The 18,205-nt window shown below is 66.8% G+C and carries 18 protein-coding genes and 1 other RNA gene; 11 read left to right on the forward strand and 8 right to left on the reverse strand.

Translation table 11 applies throughout. From position 1 onward, the window contains the following. On the reverse strand, positions 1-2,022 hold the full coding sequence (locus WDC87_RS12380) for an alpha/beta fold hydrolase (RefSeq protein WP_301655201.1): 2,022 nt from the start codon (positions 2,020-2,022) through the stop codon (positions 1-3). Between the two features lie 146 nt (positions 2,023-2,168). On the opposite strand from WDC87_RS12380, the gene WDC87_RS12385 reads away from it, so the two are divergent. Then, complete coding sequence (locus tag WDC87_RS12385; protein WP_065179498.1) at positions 2,169-2,630, forward strand: isoprenylcysteine carboxylmethyltransferase family protein; 462 nt, start codon at positions 2,169-2,171, stop codon at positions 2,628-2,630. Between the two features lie 14 nt (positions 2,631-2,644). Here WDC87_RS12385 and WDC87_RS12390 read toward each other — a convergent pair whose 3' ends face one another. Together WDC87_RS12390 and ssrA are read right to left on the reverse strand one after the other, a co-directional pair. Further along, on the reverse strand, positions 2,645-3,127 hold the full coding sequence (locus WDC87_RS12390) for a hypothetical protein (RefSeq protein ID WP_252745380.1): 483 nt from the start codon (positions 3,125-3,127) through the stop codon (positions 2,645-2,647). Positions 3,128-3,285: 158 nt separating this feature from the next. After that, positions 3,286-3,639: a transfer-messenger RNA gene (gene ssrA, locus WDC87_RS12395) on the reverse strand. A gap of 220 nt (positions 3,640-3,859) precedes the next feature. Here ssrA and WDC87_RS12400 point away from each other — a divergent pair. Next, positions 3,860-4,432: a hypothetical protein gene (locus WDC87_RS12400; protein WP_061477942.1), complete on the forward strand. Its 573-nt coding sequence runs from the start codon at positions 3,860-3,862 to the stop codon at positions 4,430-4,432. Positions 4,433-4,507: 75 nt separating this feature from the next. On the opposite strand, the gene smpB is transcribed toward WDC87_RS12400, so the two are convergent. Then, the gene (gene smpB, locus WDC87_RS12405) at positions 4,508-5,011 is read right to left on the reverse strand and encodes an SsrA-binding protein SmpB (protein WP_005416174.1); all 504 of its coding nucleotides are present in this window, start codon (positions 5,009-5,011) and stop codon (positions 4,508-4,510) included. Between the two features lie 57 nt (positions 5,012-5,068). Here smpB and WDC87_RS12410 point away from each other — a divergent pair, with 57 nt between their 5' ends. Next, on the forward strand, positions 5,069-5,494 hold the full coding sequence (locus WDC87_RS12410; protein WP_061477941.1) for a type II toxin-antitoxin system RatA family toxin: 426 nt from the start codon (positions 5,069-5,071) through the stop codon (positions 5,492-5,494). A 3-nt stretch (positions 5,495-5,497) separates the two neighbouring features. Further along, positions 5,498-5,755, forward strand: a complete 258-nt coding sequence (locus tag WDC87_RS12415) for an RnfH family protein (protein WP_072168307.1) — start codon at positions 5,498-5,500, stop codon at positions 5,753-5,755. 34 nt (positions 5,756-5,789) lie between these two features. Here the strand turns inward: WDC87_RS12415 and bamE are convergent, their stop codons facing one another. Then, entirely contained in the window at positions 5,790-6,182 is a 393-nt protein-coding gene (bamE, locus tag WDC87_RS12420; protein WP_005409234.1) for an outer membrane protein assembly factor BamE, read from the reverse strand. A 103-nt stretch (positions 6,183-6,285) separates the two neighbouring features. Here bamE and fur point away from each other — a divergent pair, with 103 nt between their 5' ends. Beyond that, positions 6,286-6,702: a ferric iron uptake transcriptional regulator gene (fur, locus tag WDC87_RS12425; protein WP_014646807.1), complete on the forward strand. Its 417-nt coding sequence runs from the start codon at positions 6,286-6,288 to the stop codon at positions 6,700-6,702. A gap of 58 nt (positions 6,703-6,760) precedes the next feature. On the opposite strand, the gene WDC87_RS12430 is transcribed toward fur, so the two are convergent. Continuing rightward, positions 6,761-8,005, reverse strand: a complete 1,245-nt coding sequence (locus tag WDC87_RS12430; RefSeq protein WP_252745381.1) for an SGNH/GDSL hydrolase family protein — start codon at positions 8,003-8,005, stop codon at positions 6,761-6,763. A 97-nt stretch (positions 8,006-8,102) separates the two neighbouring features. Here WDC87_RS12430 and WDC87_RS12435 point away from each other — a divergent pair, with 97 nt between their 5' ends. After that, complete coding sequence (locus tag WDC87_RS12435; RefSeq protein WP_072168305.1) at positions 8,103-9,020, forward strand: LysR family transcriptional regulator; 918 nt, start codon at positions 8,103-8,105, stop codon at positions 9,018-9,020. 125 nt (positions 9,021-9,145) lie between these two features. Here the strand turns inward: WDC87_RS12435 and recN are convergent, their stop codons facing one another. Continuing rightward, a complete protein-coding gene (gene recN, locus WDC87_RS12440; RefSeq protein WP_072168304.1) occupies positions 9,146-10,807 on the reverse strand; it encodes a DNA repair protein RecN in 1,662 nt (553 codons plus the stop codon). A gap of 115 nt (positions 10,808-10,922) precedes the next feature. On the opposite strand from recN, the gene hrcA reads away from it, so the two are divergent. The 4 genes from hrcA to dnaJ all read left to right on the forward strand — a co-directional run bounded on the left by hrcA (position 10,923) and on the right by dnaJ (position 15,949). Continuing rightward, a complete protein-coding gene (gene hrcA / locus WDC87_RS12445) occupies positions 10,923-11,987 on the forward strand; it encodes a heat-inducible transcriptional repressor HrcA (RefSeq protein WP_049416920.1) in 1,065 nt (354 codons plus the stop codon). A 63-nt stretch (positions 11,988-12,050) separates the two neighbouring features. After that, positions 12,051-12,566: a nucleotide exchange factor GrpE gene (grpE, locus tag WDC87_RS12450; RefSeq protein WP_061477936.1), complete on the forward strand. Its 516-nt coding sequence runs from the start codon at positions 12,051-12,053 to the stop codon at positions 12,564-12,566. Positions 12,567-12,747: 181 nt separating this feature from the next. Continuing rightward, on the forward strand, positions 12,748-14,670 hold the full coding sequence (dnaK, locus tag WDC87_RS12455; RefSeq protein WP_005416183.1) for a molecular chaperone DnaK: 1,923 nt from the start codon (positions 12,748-12,750) through the stop codon (positions 14,668-14,670). Between the two features lie 154 nt (positions 14,671-14,824). Continuing rightward, positions 14,825-15,949, forward strand: coding sequence for a molecular chaperone DnaJ (gene dnaJ / locus WDC87_RS12460; protein WP_072168303.1), 1,125 nt, complete (start codon positions 14,825-14,827; stop codon positions 15,947-15,949). A gap of 122 nt (positions 15,950-16,071) precedes the next feature. On the opposite strand, the gene WDC87_RS12465 is transcribed toward dnaJ, so the two are convergent. Next, entirely contained in the window at positions 16,072-16,869 is a 798-nt protein-coding gene (locus tag WDC87_RS12465; RefSeq protein ID WP_252745382.1) for a helix-turn-helix transcriptional regulator, read from the reverse strand. A 72-nt stretch (positions 16,870-16,941) separates the two neighbouring features. On the opposite strand from WDC87_RS12465, the gene WDC87_RS12470 reads away from it, so the two are divergent. Next, positions 16,942-18,141: an MFS transporter gene (locus WDC87_RS12470; protein ID WP_072168302.1), complete on the forward strand. Its 1,200-nt coding sequence runs from the start codon at positions 16,942-16,944 to the stop codon at positions 18,139-18,141. Positions 18,142-18,205 lie beyond the last annotated feature (64 nt).

The following is an 18,205-nucleotide window of genomic DNA, read 5'->3' on the forward strand; positions in this document are numbered from 1 at the left end:
TTACTTTCCCGTTCGCCCGTGTGCCTGCATGTCCTCACGCAGGATCCGCCGCAGCTCGACGATGGCCGGCGTAGCTTCCTGCACGCTGTGTCCGGACACGATCACCTTCTCCGAATCCGCGTGCGGCAGGTGTGAACTCCAGTAGGGCACCAGCCCGTCATCGGTCTTCTCAAGTGGGCCATCGGCCTTGGCGCGGGCGATGATCGAGTGGTAGTGCACCTTCGGTGACATCGGCAGGTCAGCCACGGCGCGGACGAACGGGTCGTCCTTGTCCAGGTTCTGGATGCTGTTCATCTGGTAGCCGTGCTTGCCGTCATTGCGGTCGATCTGGCCGTCGTTGGCAATGGTGGCGACGTCTTCCAGCACGGTCAGTGGCAACCGCACCAGCCGGCCGATCCATCGGCCGAGGCGGGTGCCCGCCACGTCGGTGCCGCGATGCGGCGTGGCGATGAACACCACGCGGGACACTTCCGGTTCCGGCAGGAAGGTCAGCACCGGTGCGCCTTTGGTGCGCAGCAGTTCGCGCTGGGCGGGCGTCATCTGCGCGGTGGCCAGCAGGGTGTCGACCAAGTGGTCGCCGGAGGAGGAGATCATCAACCGTGCGATGACCCCGCCCATGCTGTGCCCCACCAGCACCATGTCATGCGAGGCCTGCGCCTTGCCGCTGGGGTCGAAGTGCTTGAACACTTCAGCCAGCGTGTGGCGCATCGCATCGTGGCTCATCGCGATGGGCATGTTGGTCGGGTAATAGAACTGCCAGACCTGGAAGTCCCGGCGGATCTCGTCGTCGCGCAGCAGTTCGTTGGCCACGTTGACCCAGGCTTCCGGACTGCTGGCCAGGCCATGGATCATCAGCAGCACGCGGCGGTTCGGGTCATAGGGCTGCATCATGTACAGATGCGGCGTGTCGATGCCGCCCTTGCCGCCGAACAGCGTGCGCAGCGACTGTCGGCTGAAGTTGGAGCGGGCCAGCCACAGCGCATAGCCGGCAGTGAAGTTGGCCGCCAGTGGCACCTGCTGGCCGTGCAGGGTCACTTCCGAAACCTGGTAGGGATCGTGGATCTCCAGCTCCGGCTCGTCATCGTGCAGCACCTCCCACAGGTTTTTCCCCGAGAAGCGCAATAGCACCGTCATCGATGGCGAGGGCATCTCGCTCCAGCTCTGCGTGGCCGAAGTGCTGGCCTGCGTTGCCTGCGCCGCTGCCGGAGGCGTGGTGGCCGTGCTGCCGGCCGGGTCATCCATCACTGCCACCAGTTCGGCACCGAAGCCATCGCGGCGATGCACGCTTCGCAGCGTGCCGGTGAACGAGAGCGAGGCGGCGGGTACCAGCTCGCTGGGGGTACGCTGGTCCAGCGCCGATGCTTCGTCTGAAGGGGCCAGCACGAAGGTCCAGCGGCCCAGTTGGAAATGGCTGGCCTGGCCGTGCACGCGCCCGGTGGCATAGGCGTTGTAAAGCTGCACCGAGGCTTCCTGCACAGCCAGGTTGTAGTAGTCGCGCACCTGGGTCTGGCGGTCTTCGAAGCCGCGCTGGTTCGCCGTGCGCTCGGTGAAGAACAGATAGGCATAGGCCTGGCGCGCGACCTGCATCCACGCATCGAGGCGTGGCTGGAAGTCGGCATCCAGCTCGGTGATTGCCGTCTTGGCGCGGCCGGATGCCGAGTACTCGCGCTTTGGCGCCGGCAGGGTCATCGCATACTGCAGCCACAGCTCGGCCAGGCTGGAGCGCTTGTCTTCCTCGCGCACCACGATGCTGCCTTCCATCGCCTCGATGCAGGGCAGGCCGGGCTTGGCACAGACGCCCTCGTCGAGCCCGGCCACGCGCAGGGTCTCGATGGTCGCCGCGCTGAGCTTGCCGGAGGTCAGGATGTCACCGCGCTTGAGCGCGATGTACTGGCCGGGCGTGACTGAGGCAACCTGCACCGACGGCCCGAACTGGCGAAGCGTCGCGCAGCCGCCCAAGGTGAGCAGCACGGTGATGATGAGTGTCGTGCGGCCGATGAAGCCCAAGCCCGTGGTAGCCATGCGATGCTCCTGCGCGGTGGCGCCACTCTAGCAGTGGGCCTGTCAAAGCGGAATAGACCGGACGGTCGGTTTGGGCCTGGCCGCCTTGGGTGAATCAGCCATTCCCGTGTGACACTGCGGCCAATGGAAAGGACACGGTGATCGCGATGGTCTGGCTGGAAACGCGTATTCCCCCGCCCGTGGTAATGCTGCTGTTCGCCGCTATGGGCTTTGCAGCACGCTGGCTGTGGCCGGGTTTGCACCTTCGGGTGCCGGTGCCGGTTCTGCTGGCAGGGGTGACGGTGACGCTGGGTGTCGTGCTCAACTTGCTGCCCAAGATCTCTTTCCGACGCGCCGGTACCACCGTCAATCCTCTGCGACCTTCGGCGTCGAGCGCGCTGGTTACCAGCGGAATCTATCGCCGCACCCGAAACCCGATGTATCTCGGCCAGGCGCTGGTCCTGTTTGGTGCCATGGTGTACCTGCAGAACCTGATCGCGCTGCTGGTGGTGCCGCTGTTCCTGGCGTACATCACTTGGCTGCAGATCCTGCCGGAGGAGCGGGCACTGATGGTCCGCTTTCCCGAGGCGTACGCGCAGTACCGTCATCGCGTGCCACGCTGGCTGTAGCGTCGGCTACGCCATCAGCGGCTGATCTGGCACTTCACCGCCGCCGAATAGCCCTCGTAGTCGTCACCCGCGATCACGTGCAGGGTGTGGCGCTTGTCGATGCGCTTCACGTAGGAAGGTTCCTCGGTATTGGCATGCTCGTTGACCTCGGTCACCGACCAGGCCCTGGCCAGGCGCTTGGGATCGACGCCGTTCAAGTACACGAAGAGGCCTTTCTCGCCTTCGGCCACATTCACATCGGCACTGCTGACCGTGCCGCCAAACAGCGCGACCGGCTTGTCCTCCGGCTCGAACGTGCCGCCCGGCTTCTTGGCCAGGCCGGCCGCCTGCAGCGCATCGATGGCGTCGGCCGCACTGCAATCCGAGCCTGCCTTGCAGGCCAGCAGCGCCTCCAGCGTGGCGATGCCGGGCGGCGCGATGGCCGGGGCTGCGGCGTGCGTGGCTGGGGCTGCGGCGAGCGCGGTGAGGAGCAGGGACATCGCGAGGGGGGCTTTCATGGCAGATCCTTCTGGCGGTCGCGGATGGAGGGACTGCTGTGTTGGAGGTGTCATCCCGATTATGCGCCACACCTCCTGCGCGACGTGCAGGCACAAAAAAGCCGGAACCCCAGTTGACGGGAGATCCGGCTTCTTGCGGCCTCGACAGGCCTTACAGATGGTGGAGGTGGGCGGAATTGAACCGCCGTCCGAAGGCACTCCATCCCCAGCACTACATGCTTAGCTCACCGTTGGATCTCGTCCCCGAACAGCACGGTGCGCAAAGCGCATCCGGGAACCAGCCTGTTGTGTTCTAGTGCCGGACTGACAGGCAGCCGTCCAGCGCGATTCCATGATAGTGACTCTACACCGCGAGCATGGACACAAGCGGTTTCGAGGCTTAGGCCTTAAGCGGCCAGAGCGTAGTTGTCGTCGTTGGCAACTAGAGTTTTGCAGCTGGATTTACGAGGAAAGCTACCCCCTCGGCATGCGCCAGGCGACTTCACAACCCCCGTCGAAACCAATGCACCCCCGGTTTCTTCAAGTTCTGCAAGGTACAAGGCCTGTTTCGTGTCGCCACGGTCAGTGCCTGCCCAACAGTGGCAATGCTACGGCAAAACAGCTGAACAGTCACCTTGGCAATCCACAACAAGTTGTAGAGCCTCCGTCATAGCGGATTGGTAACGTCATGGGCACGAATTTGCGACACACTGGCGGCGACCATCCGGGCCAGGACAAACACGGAGACTGTGGGTGACCGAGGCAAGCCAACAACGCAGCCTGCGACAGCTGGTCGGGCCCGTCGGGGCCGACTACCAGCGGCGCGCGCTGCCGCCCGGCTGGGTCTGGGCGGTACTGGCGGCGTTGCTTGCGGCCACCGCGCTGACCGAACTGCCGGCCACAGCGGCCGCAGCACTGGTCGCCAGTGCGGTGGTGGTGCATTGGTCGCAACGCGGTCGCATCCATTGGCTGGGCTGGCGTCTGCCCGGCATGGCGGTGTTGGCGGCCCTGCTGTGGGGGCCGGAAGTGCTGTCGCAGTGGTTCGAGCACGGGCTGGCCGTGGTCCTGATGTCGCTGGCCAGCCTCAGCATCGGCGTGCATGTGTGGCAGTCGCGGCAGCTGGCGCGCCAGTTGCAGGGCGCTGCCGATTCGCTGGATGACGCCCAGTTGCTGGCCCTGTTGCCGGCCGATGCGGCCCAGATGGCACAGCAGTGGCGCGCGGGCGATGACCGGCATGCCCCGGAACTGGCAGTGGTGATGCACCTGGCCGTGATGCACGCGGCGCTGGCACCGCGCATGCGCGGGCAGGGCATGCTGGCGGGGTGACCCGCCTTTTGTAGAGCCGAGCCTGCGCTCGGCTGCCCTTCTTGCCGAAGCCGAGCATGGCTCGGCGCTACAGCCTTACGCGTCGCGGTTGCCGCGACGCATCACACGCTGCTTCTCGATCGCCCAGTCGCGGTCCTTGGCGGCATCGCGCTTGTCATGGGTCTGCTTGCCCTTGGCCAGCGCGACTTCGAGCTTGATCTTGTTCTTGCTCCAGTACATCGCAGTGGGCACGATCGTGTAGCCATCGCGCTCGACCTTGCCGATCAGCTTGTCGATCTCGTTCCGGTGCAGCAGCAGCTTGCGCTCGCGCCGGTCATTGGCCACCACGTGGGTGGAGGCCTGGATCAACGGGGTGATCTGTGCGCCGATCAGGTAGATCTCGCCGCGCTTCACATAGGCGTAGGCGTCGATGATGTTGCCGCGGCCTGCGCGGATCGACTTGACCTCCCAGCCCTGCAGGGCGAGGCCGGCCTCGAAGCGCTCTTCGATGTGGTACTCGTGGCGGGCACGCTTGTTCAACGCGATGGTTTTGTTGGCCGTCGCGCTCTTTGCTTTATCCTTGCCGCTGTTCTTGCTCATTTCCGTATTGTCTCCGATTCGGGCCCGCCCGGTCGATTGCCGAAACGTCCTGTATTCATGCCTACTATCCGCCGCAGCGCCCTGGTCGAACATTCGGCCGCGCGCATGTTCGACCTGGTCAATGATGTCCAGGCCTATCCGAGCCGTTTCCGCTGGTGCTCGGCTGCCCAGATCATGGAGCAGGGCGAGGACCGCCTGGTGGCGCGCCTGGACCTCGGCCTGGGCTCTTTCAGCACCTGGTTCCAGACCGAAAACACGCTGCGGCGACCGCACAGCATTGATATGCAGCTGCGCGATGGCCCGTTCAAGCAGCTGCACGGCCGCTGGGAATTCCATGCGCTGGCCGAGGATGCCTGCAAGGTCACCCTGACCCTGGAGTTCGAACCCAGCTCGCGCCTGCTCGGTCCGGCGCTGGCAATCGGCTTCCAGGGGCTGGCCGATCGCATGGTCAACGATTTCGTCCGCGTCGCCGACGAGGGCTGAGCGATGATCGAGGTCGAGGTGGTACTGGCCTGGCCGCAGCGGGTGCTGTCGTGCCGCCTGCAGCTGGAAGAGGGGGCCACCGTCGCCGATGCTGTCGCGGCGGCCGCACTGGAAGGCAGTGCCGATTGTCCCGCCGTCGCCGTGCATGGCGTAGTGGCACGCCCGCACCAGGTTCTGCTGGACGGCGACCGCATCGAACTGCTGCGCCCGCTGCTGGCAGATCCGAAGGATAACCGCCGGCGTCGCGCGCTCGGCGGTTGATTCCGGCAGCCGTACCTGCGGACGGGCAGGGGGCTCAGCGGCCCTTCTTCTTCTTGTCCTTCGGCAGATTGCGGCCGAACTGGCGCACGGTCTGCTGGGCCAGGGCCTTGTCGTTGCCCGGGAAGTAATCGCCTTCCCAGCGGGTCACGGTGTCATTCTCGAAGAACACCACGAAGTTCTTCACTTCGGTACGGCCCAGGCGGTTCACGCGCTGGCTGGACGTGTAGTCCCAGCGCTGGGCGTGGAACGGGTCGGGAATGGACGGGGTGCCCAGCAGCGCGGTGACCTGCTGCTTGCTCTGCCCGACCTGCAGCTTGGCCACGGCATCTTCCCGGATCAGGTTGCCCTGATAGATGGGTTGCTTGTAGATGATGCCGCACCCGGTGGTGGACAGGGCGACGGCGGCGACCAACAGGAGATTGCGCATCGGGACTGGCGGTTGGGGAAATCAAACCGATGATACACTCCCGGCGTGCCACCGCGACCCAATCCGAGGCAGCTGGCGCTAAATCGCCAATGAACGGAGACCTATGGAAACACACGACCTGCGTAAAGTCGGCCTGAAGGTGACCCATCCGCGGATGCGGATCCTGGCGCTGCTCGAGCAGCGCAATGCCCAGCACCACCAGCATCACATGACCGCCGAAGACATCTACCGCCAGCTGCTGGAGCACGGCGACGAGATCGGCCTGGCCACGGTGTACCGGGTGCTGACCCAGTTCGAGGCCGCCGGCCTCGTGCTCAAGCACAATTTCGAGGGCGGCCAGGCGGTCTACGAACTGGACCGTGGCGGCCACCACGACCACATGGTCGACGTGGACAGTGGCAAGATCATCGAGTTCGAAAGCCACGAGATCGAGGAGCTGCAGCGCAAGATCGCCGCAGACCATGGCTACGAGCTGGAAGAGCACTCGCTGGTGCTGTACGTGCGCAAGAAGCGGAAGTAGGCCGTTCAGGCCCGCTGGATGCGATGAAACCCCGGGCCTGCCCGGGGTTTTTCGTTGCTTACGGTAGATCCACGCCAGGCGTGGATGGCCCCATGAGCACCTCAAGATCGACCGCCTCGGCCATGGCCCGGTTGCCGGCATCACCCGGGTGGAGGTGGTCGCCGGAGTCGTAGGCGGCGGCCATCCGTGAGGGATCGGCCGGGTCGCGCAGCGCCGCGTCCAGGTCGATCACTGCGTCGAACGGGCTGTCCGTGCGCAGCCAGGCATTGATCCGCTGGCGCAGGGCATCCTTGTCCGGGTGGTAGTAGTCGTCCAGTGGCGTGCCGGGCAGGGCGTCGGCAAACGGCGGCAGGGTGGCGCCAATGATCCGCACGCCACGATGGCGGGCCTGTTCTGCCAGCGCGCGATGCCCCGCCTGCAGTTCGGCCAGCGTGGGCCGGGCCTGGTTCCGGGCGAATGCGGTACCTGGCCAGCTGATGTCATTGATGCCCATCAGCACGATCACACTGGATACCGCAGGCTGGTCCAGCGCGTCGCGCCGGAAGCGGACCAGGGCGGATTCACCCATGCCGTCGCGCAGCAGCCGCCCCCCGGAAATGCCGGCGTTCACCACGGCTATGCCCCGCGCTGCCAGGCGCGCGGCCAGATGATCGGTCCAGCGCTGGTCCTGGTCGAGGCTGGCGGTGGCACCGTCGGTTATCGAATCCCCGATCACCACCACGCTGCGCGCGTCGGCGCCGGCCTCGACGTCAATTCCGGTCAGCAGCAGGCGGGCGGTGGTGCTGCTGGCTGCGTTCAGGGCCTGGGCCCGGCTCTGGTCGCCGGGGGCGATCCAACTGGTCTGGCGGCCTGCCCAATGGAACGTCTGAACGGTTGCCGGCCCCGGCACAAAGACGCTGACCTGCACTGCCTGGCGGTCATCCGTGGCCAGCGGGAGCGGATCGCTCAGCTGTTCCTGACCGGCCCCGATCAACACCCCGGGCTGGCCGCCGAAGCTGAGCGGTTGCGGGATGGCGCCCGCGCGTGCGGCCACGCTGGCTGCTCCGATCCGCAGCGGCTGGGTGCCGTAGGCATTGCTCAGCCGCACCCGCAGCCGCGGGCCGCCCAGGCTGATGCGCGCCGTCTGGCGGAAGGTCTGGTCCTGCAGTGTGGCCGGGACCAGGGTCGGGAACAGGAAATCCGCGTTCCAGACCGGCTGCGGGCTGGCCTGCCAGCTGGCGACCCAGTGCGGGGCGGATGCGGCACTGGCGGCGCCGGACACGGCGAGCAGGGCGGTGGCGGTGAGCTGGCTCAAGCGGTTCATCGGGCAGTCCCGAGTGGAGGGACCGCCATGGTGATTCCGTGCTTATCTGTGAACTAGACTGCGCATGGACAATCATCTGTGAACTGGATTCATTGCCATGGCGCGACCTGACATCAACCGATCCGGCGAACTGGAAGTGTTCGTGCGCGTGATCGAGACCGGTGGCTTTTCCGCTGCGGCCCGCACGCTGGACATGACGCCGTCGGCGGTCAGCAAGCTGGTGGCGCGGCTGGAGCATCGGCTGGGCACGCGCCTGCTGCAACGCTCCACCCGCCAGCTGCAGCTGACCCCGGAAGGCTGCGCGTTCTATGAGCGTGGCCTGCGCGTGCTGGCCGACCTGGAGGAGGCCGAGCGTTGTGCCAGCGCCCATGCCGAGCCGCGCGGGCGGCTGCGGGTCAACTCCAACGTGCCGTTTGGCCGCCATTTCCTGTTGCCGCTGCTGCCGGCGTTCCTTGAGCGTAACCCGCAGGTGGGCGTGGACCTGACCCTCAACGACGAGGTGATCGACCTGCTTGAGCAGCGCACCGACGTGGCAGTGCGGGCCGGGCCGCTGAAGAGCTCCAGTCTGGTGGCGCGACGGCTGGGCGCGACGCGGATGATGATCGTGGCTGCACCGGCCTACGCGCAGCGGCACGGGCTGCCACGCACTGCCGAGGAACTGCAGTCGCACAACCGGCTGGACATCGGCCACGCGCGTGCGATGCAGGGGTGGCCGTTGCTGCAGGAGGGGCGCGAGCGGATGCTGCTGCCCAGTGGCAATGCCCGCGCCAGCAACGGCGATGCGCTGCGCCAGCTGGTGCTGGGCGGGCTGGGCATGGCGCGGCTGGCGGCATTCCAGGTGCAGGAGGACATTGCTGCCGGGCGCTTGCTGCCGGTGCTGGAAGAGGCCAATCCCGGTGACCTGGAAGAGGTGCACGCGGTGTTCCTGGGGCAGGGCGGTTACCTGCCGCTGCGGGTGCGCGCGTTCCTCGATTTCCTGGTGGAGAACGTGGATCTGGCGCGGCCACGGGGGTAATGCCGGCCGCTGGCCGGCAACCTCACGATCATCATCCACCGGTGTTGGGTTGCCGGCCAGCGGCCGGCACTACCGTGCGGGTGGGTTGTAGATCCATGCCATGCGTGGATAACCGTGAACAGGCCTCAGGCCTGCAGCAGCTTGCGGGCGGCGGCGCGCGCTTCCTTGCTCACTTCCACGCCGCCGAGCATGCGCGCCAGCTCTTCCTCGCGCGCCTTGTTGTCCAGCTTTTCCACTGCGCTCTGGGTCATGCCTTCCACCGGGGCCTTGCTGACCCGGTAATGGGCATGGCCCTTGGAAGCGACCTGCGGCAGGTGGGTCACGCACAGTACCTGGCGCTTCTCGCCGAGCGCGCGCAGCTTCTGGCCGACGATGTCAGCCACCGCGCCGCCGATGCCGGAGTCGACCTCGTCAAACACCATGGTTGGCACTGCATCCAGGTCCAGCGCGGCCACTTCGATGGCCAGCGAGATACGTGACAGTTCACCGCCCGAGGCCACCTTGCGCAGGGCGCGCGGCGGCTGGCCGGCGTTGGCCGCCACCAGGAACTCGACGCGCTCGGCACCCTGCGGGTCGGGCTTGCCGCTGTCCTGTGGCTCCAGTTCGATCAGGAACTGGCCGCCGCCCATGCCCAGCTCGGCGATGATGCTGGTGGTGGTGGCCGACAGTTCGGCGGCGGCGCTGCGGCGGCTGGCGGTCAGCACTTCAGCCTGTACGCGCCAGGCGGCGGCGGCCTTGTCGATCTCGCCGGCCAGGCGCTGCAGGCGCTCGTCGGCGCCACGCAGCTGCTCGACTTCGGCATGCATGCGCTCGCGCTGCGCGCCCAGTTCGTCCATCGGCACGCGGTGCTTGCGGGCCAGGTCGTGCAGGCGGCCGAGGCGGCGCTCGTTCTCCTCGAACTGTTCCGGGTCGGCATCCAGATCGTCGTGCACGCGATCAAGCAGCGACAGGGCTTCGTGCAGCTGGATCGAGGCGTTCTCGATCAGGCCGTCCACCTCGCCCAGGCGCGGGTCGTGCTCGACCAGCCGCGACAGCTCGTGGCGCACCTGCTGCAGCAGGTCCAGCGCGGAGCTGCCGTCATCGCCGTTGAGCTGGTTGCTGGCCGCCTGGCAGGCGCTCAGCAGGGCGCTGGCGTGGGCCTGGCGACGGTGGCTGGCGCCCAGCGCGGCAATCGATTCCGGTTCCAGGTCCTCGCGGTCCAGTTCGCGCAGCTGGTGCTCCAGGAAGCCGATCCGGTCACTGACGTCGCCCTGTTGCGACAACGCCAGCGATTCATCGACCAGTGCCTGCCAGGCCGCGGCGGCGTGGCGCACCTGGCGGCGCTCGTTCTCGTTGCCGGCATAGGCATCCAGCAGGGCCAGCTGCGACGGGCGCGCCAGCAGCGCCTGCTGTTCATGCTGGCCGTGGATCTCCACCAGCAGCGAGGCCAGGTCGCCCAGCTGTGCCAGCGTCACCGGGCGGCCATTGATCCAGGCCCGCGAGCCGCCGTCGGCGCGGATCACGCGGCGCAGCTGGCATTGGTCCTCGTCGTCCAGCTCGTTGTCGGCCAGCCACTGGCGGGCGGCCTGCAGCTGCTCGAGCGCGAACTCGGCGGAAAGCTCGGCGCGGGCGGCGCCATGGCGGACCACGCCGCTGTCGGCGCGCAGGCCGGACAGGAAGCCCAGTGCGTCGACCATCAGCGACTTGCCGGCGCCAGTCTCGCCTGAAACCACGGTCATGCCTGGCCCGAACTCCAGTTCGGTGGCGCGGACGACGGCGAAATCCTTGATCGAAAGATGTCTGAGCATGGGTAAGGGGGTGTCAGCAGCCGCGCAACGCTAGCACGCGGGCGCGGGAGGTCCAATGACTTGCCAAGGCGATGCGCCGCCATTATCTAGTGTCCGTGTCTCACAGGTTGATTCCATGCACGGTTCTCCCGACCAGCTTGCCCCGCGTGCGCGCCACCTGCTGCGCACGCTGATCGCGCGATACATCCAGGACGGCGAGCCGGTCGGCTCGCAGACCCTGGCGCGCGTGGCCGGCCTGGAGGTCAGCCCGGCCACCATCCGCAACATCCTGGGCGACCTGGAGGATCTGGGCCTGCTGGCCTCGCCACATACCTCGGCCGGGCGCATCCCGACCGCGCATGGCTACCGGGTGTTCGTCGACAGCCTGTTGCAGATGCAGCCGCCGGGCGAGGGCGAGCTGGCCCGGTTGCGCCAGGAACTGGCCGGCGGCGGCAGTACCCAGGCCCTGCTCGGCAGCGCCTCGGAGCTGCTGTCGGCGATGAGCCACTTCGTCGGCGTGGTCAGCGCCCCGCGGCGTGAGCAGTTCGCCTTCCGCCAGATCGATTTCGTGGCGCTGGACGGGCGCCGGGTGCTTGCGATCCTGGTATTTGCCGACAACGAGGTGCAGAACCGGGTGATCGAGACCCGGCAGGAGTTTGCGCCAGGCCAGCTGGAGCAGGTCGCCAATTACCTCAATGCGCATTTCGCCGGCCTGCCGATGGCCGAGATCCGTACCCGCCTGCTGCTGGAGCTGCGCGACGCCCGGTCCGAACTGGAGCAGTTGCTGGCCCACAGCATCGAACTGGCCGAGCAGGCCCTGCAGCCGGCGGCCGACGACATGCTGGTGGCCGGGCAGACCCGCTTGATGGGCGTGCAGGACCTGTCCGACCTGGAGCGCCTGCGCGAACTGTTCGAGCTGTTCTCCAGCAAGCGCGAAATCCTGCAGCTGCTGGAGCGGACCATCCAGGCGCCGGGGGTGCGCATCTTCATCGGCGAAGAGACCGGAATGATGCCGCTGCAGGGCGTCTCGCTGGTCACTGCCCCGTATACCGCCAATGGCCAGGTGCTGGGCGTGCTGGGCGTGATCGGTCCCAAGCGGATGGCCTACGACCGGGTGATCCCACTGGTCCAGGCCACCGCCGATGTGCTTGGCGCGGCCTTTTCGCCGGCCGGACGCACGCCGGGAACATCCGACGCTTGAAACGCAGCATCCCGCCCACACTAGGGTGGGTGGAGGCGGAGAGTGACCGCCAGGGACCCAGACATGAACCACGAACATCCAGATATCGAATCCCAGCAGAGTGCCGCCGATGCGGCTGCCACCGCCGGCGTCAACGACGAAGTCGAGCGCCTGCGCGCCGAAGTCGAGCAGGTCAAGGCCGATGCGCTGCGTGAGCGCGCCGACCTGGAAAACCAGCGCAAGCGCGTTGCCCGTGACATCGAGCAGGCCCGCAAGTTCGCCAACGAGAAGCTGCTGGGCGAGCTGTTGCCGGTGTTCGACAGCCTGGATGCCGGCCTGAAGGCCGCCGGCGACGATCCGCACCCGCTGCGCGAAGGCCTGGAGCTGACCTACAAGCAGCTGCTCAAGGTCGCTGCCGACAACGGCCTGGTCCTGCTGGACCCGATCGGCCAGCCGTTCAACCCGGAGCACCACCAGGCCATCAGCCAGGCGCCGACCCCGGGCGCTGCCCCGGGCAGCGTGGTGACCGTGTTCCAGAAGGGCTACCTGCTCAACGAGCGCCTGCTGCGGCCGGCGCTGGTGGTGGTGGCCGCCGACTGACCCTGCCGGGCCGGGCGGCGGGAATCACCTGCGACCCGGCCCGACGCTGAACGCGCCGGGCGACCGGAAACACAGCGTTCGGGAGGTGGCTTGAATGTTCCACGGGCCTCCCCCACATCGTATTCATCCACCGGCCGAACGGCCGGACTGACCCCAACAAGCATCCTCAGGAGTCTCCCCCATGGGCAAGATCATTGGTATCGACCTCGGCACCACCAACTCGTGCGTGGCGATCATGGACGGCGGCAAGGCCCGCGTCATCGAGAATTCGGAAGGCGATCGCACCACCCCGTCGATCGTCGCTTACACCAAGGACGGCGAAGTCCTGGTCGGTGCCTCGGCCAAGCGCCAGGCCGTGACCAACCCGAAGAACACCTTCTACGCGGTGAAGCGCCTGATCGGCCGCAAGTTCACCGATGGCGAGGTGCAGAAGGACATCGCCCACGTCCCGTACAGCATCCTGGCCCATGACAATGGCGATGCCTGGGTCGCCACCAGCGACGGCAAGAAGATGGCCCCGCAGGAAATCTCGGCCAAGGTGCTGGAGAAGATGAAGAAGACCGCCGAGGACTTCCTCGGTGAGAAGGTCACCGAAGCGGTCATTACCGTGCCGGCCTACTTCAACGACAGCCAGCGCCAGGCGACCAAGGACGCCGGTCGCATCGCCGGCCTGGACGTCAAGCGCATCATCAACGAGCCGACCGCGGCTGCGCTGGCCTACGGCCTGGACAAGGGCGACAACAAGGATCGCAAGATCGTGGTGTACGACCTGGGCGGCGGCACCTTCGACGTCTCGGTGATCGAGATCGCCAATGTCGACGGCGAGAAGCAGTTCGAAGTGCTGGCCACCAACGGCGACACCTTCCTGGGTGGCGAAGACTTCGACAACCGCGTCATCGAGTACCTGGTTGAAGAATTCAACAAGGACCAGGGCATCGACCTGCGCAAGGATCCGCTGGCCCTGCAGCGCCTGAAGGATGCTGCCGAGCGCGCCAAGATCGAGCTGTCCAGCGCCCAGCAGACCGAAGTGAACCTGCCGTACGTCACCGCTGACGCGTCGGGTCCGAAGCACCTGAACATCAAGCTGACCCGCGCCAAGCTGGAAGCACTGGTGGACGACCTGATCAAGAAGTCGATCGAGCCGTGCCGCGTCGCCCTGAACGATGCCGGCCTGCGTTCGAGCGACATCAGCGAAGTGATCCTGGTCGGCGGCCAGACCCGCATGCCGAAGGTGCAGCAGGCGGTGACCGAGTTCTTCGGCAAGGAACCGCGCAAGGACGTCAACCCGGACGAAGCCGTGGCACTGGGTGCGGCGATCCAGGGCGGCGTGCTGGGCGGCGACGTCAAGGACGTGCTGCTGCTGGACGTGACCCCGCTGTCGCTGGGTATCGAAACCATGGGTGGCGTGTTCACCAAGATCATCGAGAAGAACACCACCATCCCGACCAAGGCCTCGCAGGTGTTCTCCACCGCCGAGGACAACCAGTCGGCCGTGACCGTGCACGTGCTGCAGGGTGAGCGCGAACAGGCCCGCTTCAACAAGTCGCTGGCCAAGTTCGACCTGTCCGGCATCGAGCCGGCCCCGCGTGGCCTGCCGCAGGTGGAAGTGTCCTTCGACATCGACGCCAACGGCATCCTGCACGTGTCGGCCAAGGACAAGAAGACCAACAAGGAACAGAAGGTCGAGATCAAGGCCGGTTCGGGCCTGTCCGAGGAAGAGATCGCGCGCATGGTTGCCGACGCGGAAGCCAACCGCGAGGAAGACAAGAAGTTCCAGGAACTGGTGCAGGCCCGCAACCAGGCCGACGCCCTGATCCACGGCACCCGCAGCGCCATCACCGAGCACGGCAGCAAGGTCGGCGGCGATGTCATCGGCAAGGTCGAGGCGGCGCTGGCCGACCTGGAAACCGCGATGAAGGGCGACGACAAGGCACAGATCGAAGCCAAGTCGAAGGCACTGGAAGAAGCTGGCCAGTCGCTGTTCGCCGCTGCTTCGGCCGACCAGGGCGGTGCCCCGGGTGCCGACGCCGGCAATGCCGGCAAGGCGCAGGATGACGTGGTCGACGCTGAGTTCACCGAAGTCAAGGACGACAAGAAGTCCTGATCCGGACCGACGCGGGACGCTGGCCACCAGCGTCCCGTTGTCGCATCAGGGTCCTGACCGCCCACCGGCGTGTCGGGGCGCCCGACGCAAGAGCGGACCTGGTTCCGCTCTTCCGCTTTGACGAATCCCGACTTTCCGGAACCCGATTCACGATATGAGCAAGCGCGATTACTACGAAGTGCTGGGCGTTGCCCGCACCGCCACCGACGACGAGCTGAAGAAGGCGTACCGTCGCTGCGCGATGAAGTTCCATCCGGACCGCAACCCGGGTGATGCGGCGGCCGAGGCCTCCTTCAAGGAGTGCAAGGAAGCCTACGAAGTGCTGTCCGACGGCAACAAGCGCCGCATGTACGACAGCCACGGCCACGCCGCGTTCGAGCACGGCATGGGCGGCGGCGGCCCGGGCGGCCCGGACATGAACGATATCTTCGGCGATATCTTCGGCAACATCTTTGGCGGTGGCGGCGGTGGTCCGCGCCAGGCCCGTCGCGGCGCCGACATCGGCTACGTGATGGAGCTGGATCTGGAAGAGGCCGTGCGCGGCGTCGAGCGCCGCATCGAGATTCCGACCCTGGCCGAGTGCGGCGACTGCGATGGCAGTGGCTCCGAGGACGGCAAGGTCGAGACCTGCAACGTGTGCCATGGCCGCGGCCAGGTGCGCATCCAGCGCGGCATCTTCGCCATGCAGCAGGCCTGCCACAACTGCGGCGGCCGTGGCCAGATCATCGCCAAGCCCTGCAAGACCTGCCACGGCAACGGCCGCGTCGAGGAAGACAAGGTGCTGTCGGTGAAGGTGCCGGCGGGCGTCGATACCGGTGACCGCATCCGCCTGCAGGGCGAGGGTGAAGCCGGGCCGGCCGGTACGCCGCCGGGCGACCTGTACGTGGAAGTGCGCGTGCGCGAGCATGCGATCTTCCAGCGCGATGGCGACGACCTGCACTGCGAAGTGCCGATCCGCATCTCGCAGGCGGCACTGGGTGACACCGTGCGCGTGGCTACCCTCGGCGGCGAAGCGGAGATCCGCATTCCGGCCGAGACCCAGACCGGCAAGCTGTTCCGCCTGCGCGGCAAGGGTGTGCGTTCGGTGCGCAGCCGCAGCGAAGGCGACCTGTATTGCCGCGTGGTGGTGGAGACTCCGGTCAACCTCACCACCGAACAGCGCAAGCTGCTGGAGCAGTTCGAAGCCACCTTCGTCGGCGAGGAAGCGCGCAAGCATTCGCCGAAGTCGGCCACCTTCATCGACGGCGTGAAGGGCTTCTGGGACCGGATGACGTCCTGAGTTTCTCAACCGAAGCGTTAAGCGGAAGCGCCGGGCCATGCCCGGCGTTCTCGTTTGCGATCCGCGATGGTTTCCGCCGGGCATGCGCCGCGATGGTGGACCCACGCCATGCGTGGATGCCGTTACCGGAAAAACGCCGCAGGTGTCTGCCCCAGCTGGCGCTTGAACATGCTGGTGAACGCGCTGGGGCTGTCGTAGCCCGTCGCCAGCGCGACATCGATGACCTTGTCACCGACCGCCAGCCGTTCCATCGCGGCCAGCAGCCGTGCCTGCTGCCGCCACTGGCCGAAGGTCATGCCCAGCTCGGTGGCGAAGCGCCGCTGGATGGTTTTCACGTCCACCTCCAGCGCCTGTGCCCAGTCCTGCAGTGTGGCGTCGTCGCCGGGGTGCTTCTGCAGGTGTTGGCAGATCCGCAGCAGGCGCGGGTCGCTTGGCGCAGGCAGGTGCAGAGGCAGCACGTCCATGCGATGCAGTTCGTCCAGCAGAAGGCGCACCACGCGGCCATCGCGGCTGTCCTCGATGTGCTCGCCCTTGACCAGCGTGGCGGCCTGCAGCAGCTCGCGCAGCAGGGGCGACACCTGCACCGCGAACGGCTCGGTCGGCAGGTGCGGGGCAAACGGCGGGTCGATGTACAGGCTGCGCATGTGCACGGCGGCGATGCAGTCCACCCCGTGCACCATGCCGGCCGGCATCCAGATCGCGCGGTTCGATGGCACCACCCAGCGCCCGACTTCCGACCGCACCACCATCAGGCCGGAGATGGCGTAGACCAGCTGGTGGCGCTGATGCTTGTGACCAGGGATGTGGGTACCTACTGGGTACTGGGTGACCCGATAGGTGACCGGGCGATGCAGTGGAACCTCCCGCCAGGGCGCGGCCGGATCGACGTCACTGGCTATGTCCTTTTTGCGATAGGGCATGACCTGAACGCGGCAGAAGGGAGGGAAGGGCAACCGTAGCATGCGGGGCTCGCCCCCAACCTGACTGCGTCCATGTCGACCCTGGCTTCTCCCGCAACGACCTCACGCCCGGCGGCCCCCGGCGTGCTGGCCGCCATTTCCACCTCGCACGTCGTCAACGACATGATGCAGTCGCTGATCCTGGCCATCTATCCGGTGATCAAGGGTGGCTTCAGTCTCAGCTTCACCCAGATCGGCCTGATCACGTTGACCTATCAGCTCACTGCGTCGATCTTCCAGCCGTTGATCGGTGTAGCCACCGACCGCCGCCCGGCACCGTATTCGCTACCGATCGGCATGGCCTCGACCTTGTGCGGCATGCTGCTGCTCGGCTTCGCACCGAACTACGCGATGGTGCTGCTGGCAGCGGCAATGGTCGGCATCGGCTCGGCGATCTTCCATCCGGAGGCCTCGCGCATCGCGCGGCTCGCCTCGGGCGGCCGTCATGGCTTCGCGCAGTCGGTGTTCCAGGTGGGGGGCAATTTCGGTACCGCGTTGGGCCCCCTGATTGCGGCGGCAGTGATCGTGCCGTACGGCCAGCATGCCGCGTCGTGGTTCGCAGGCGCGGCCCTGATCGGCATCGCGCTGCTGACCTATGTCGGCCGCTGGTACGCGCTGCATCTGGGCACGCCGCGCCCAGCCAGTACCGCCTCGATGGCGCCGCGCCATCCACCACGCACGGTGGCCAAGGTGCTGGCGATCCTGCTGGTGCTGATCTTCAGCAAGTACTTCTACATGGCCAGCATCGGCAGCTACTTCACCTTCTACCTGATCCACCATTTCGGCATCCCGGTGGCGCAGGCGCAGCTGCACCTGTTCGCGTTCCTGGTGGCGTCCGCCGCTGGCGGCTTCCTCGGCGGCCCGTTGGGTGACCGGATCGGCCGCAAGCCGATCATCTGGACCTCGATCCTCGGCGTGGCGCCGTTTGCGTTGATGCTGCCGCATGCCGATCTGCTGTGGACCACGGTGCTCGCGGTACTGATCGGCTTCGTGCTGTCCTCGGCATTCTCGGCCATCGTGGTGTACGCGCAGGAGATGATGCCGCACCGCATCGGCATGGTGTCCGGCCTGTTCTTCGGTTTCGCGTTCGGTATGGGCGGGCTGGGTGCCGCCGTGCTCGGCCTGTTGGCGGACAGGACCAGCATCGAGTACGTCTACCAGCTGACCGCGTTCCTGCCGTTGCTGGGCATCGTGGCGGCGTGGCTGCCGCCGTCGCGGCCTGCTGCTCGCTGAGGGGGTTGGGTTGCAGGGCTTGCAGCCCTGCACCCGCAGAGGCAACGGCAACAGCCGAAGCGCG

It is taken from the genome of Stenotrophomonas maltophilia group sp. Smal12 (assembly GCF_037079935.1).
Classification (GTDB): Bacteria; Pseudomonadota; Gammaproteobacteria; order Xanthomonadales; family Xanthomonadaceae; genus Stenotrophomonas; species Stenotrophomonas sepilia.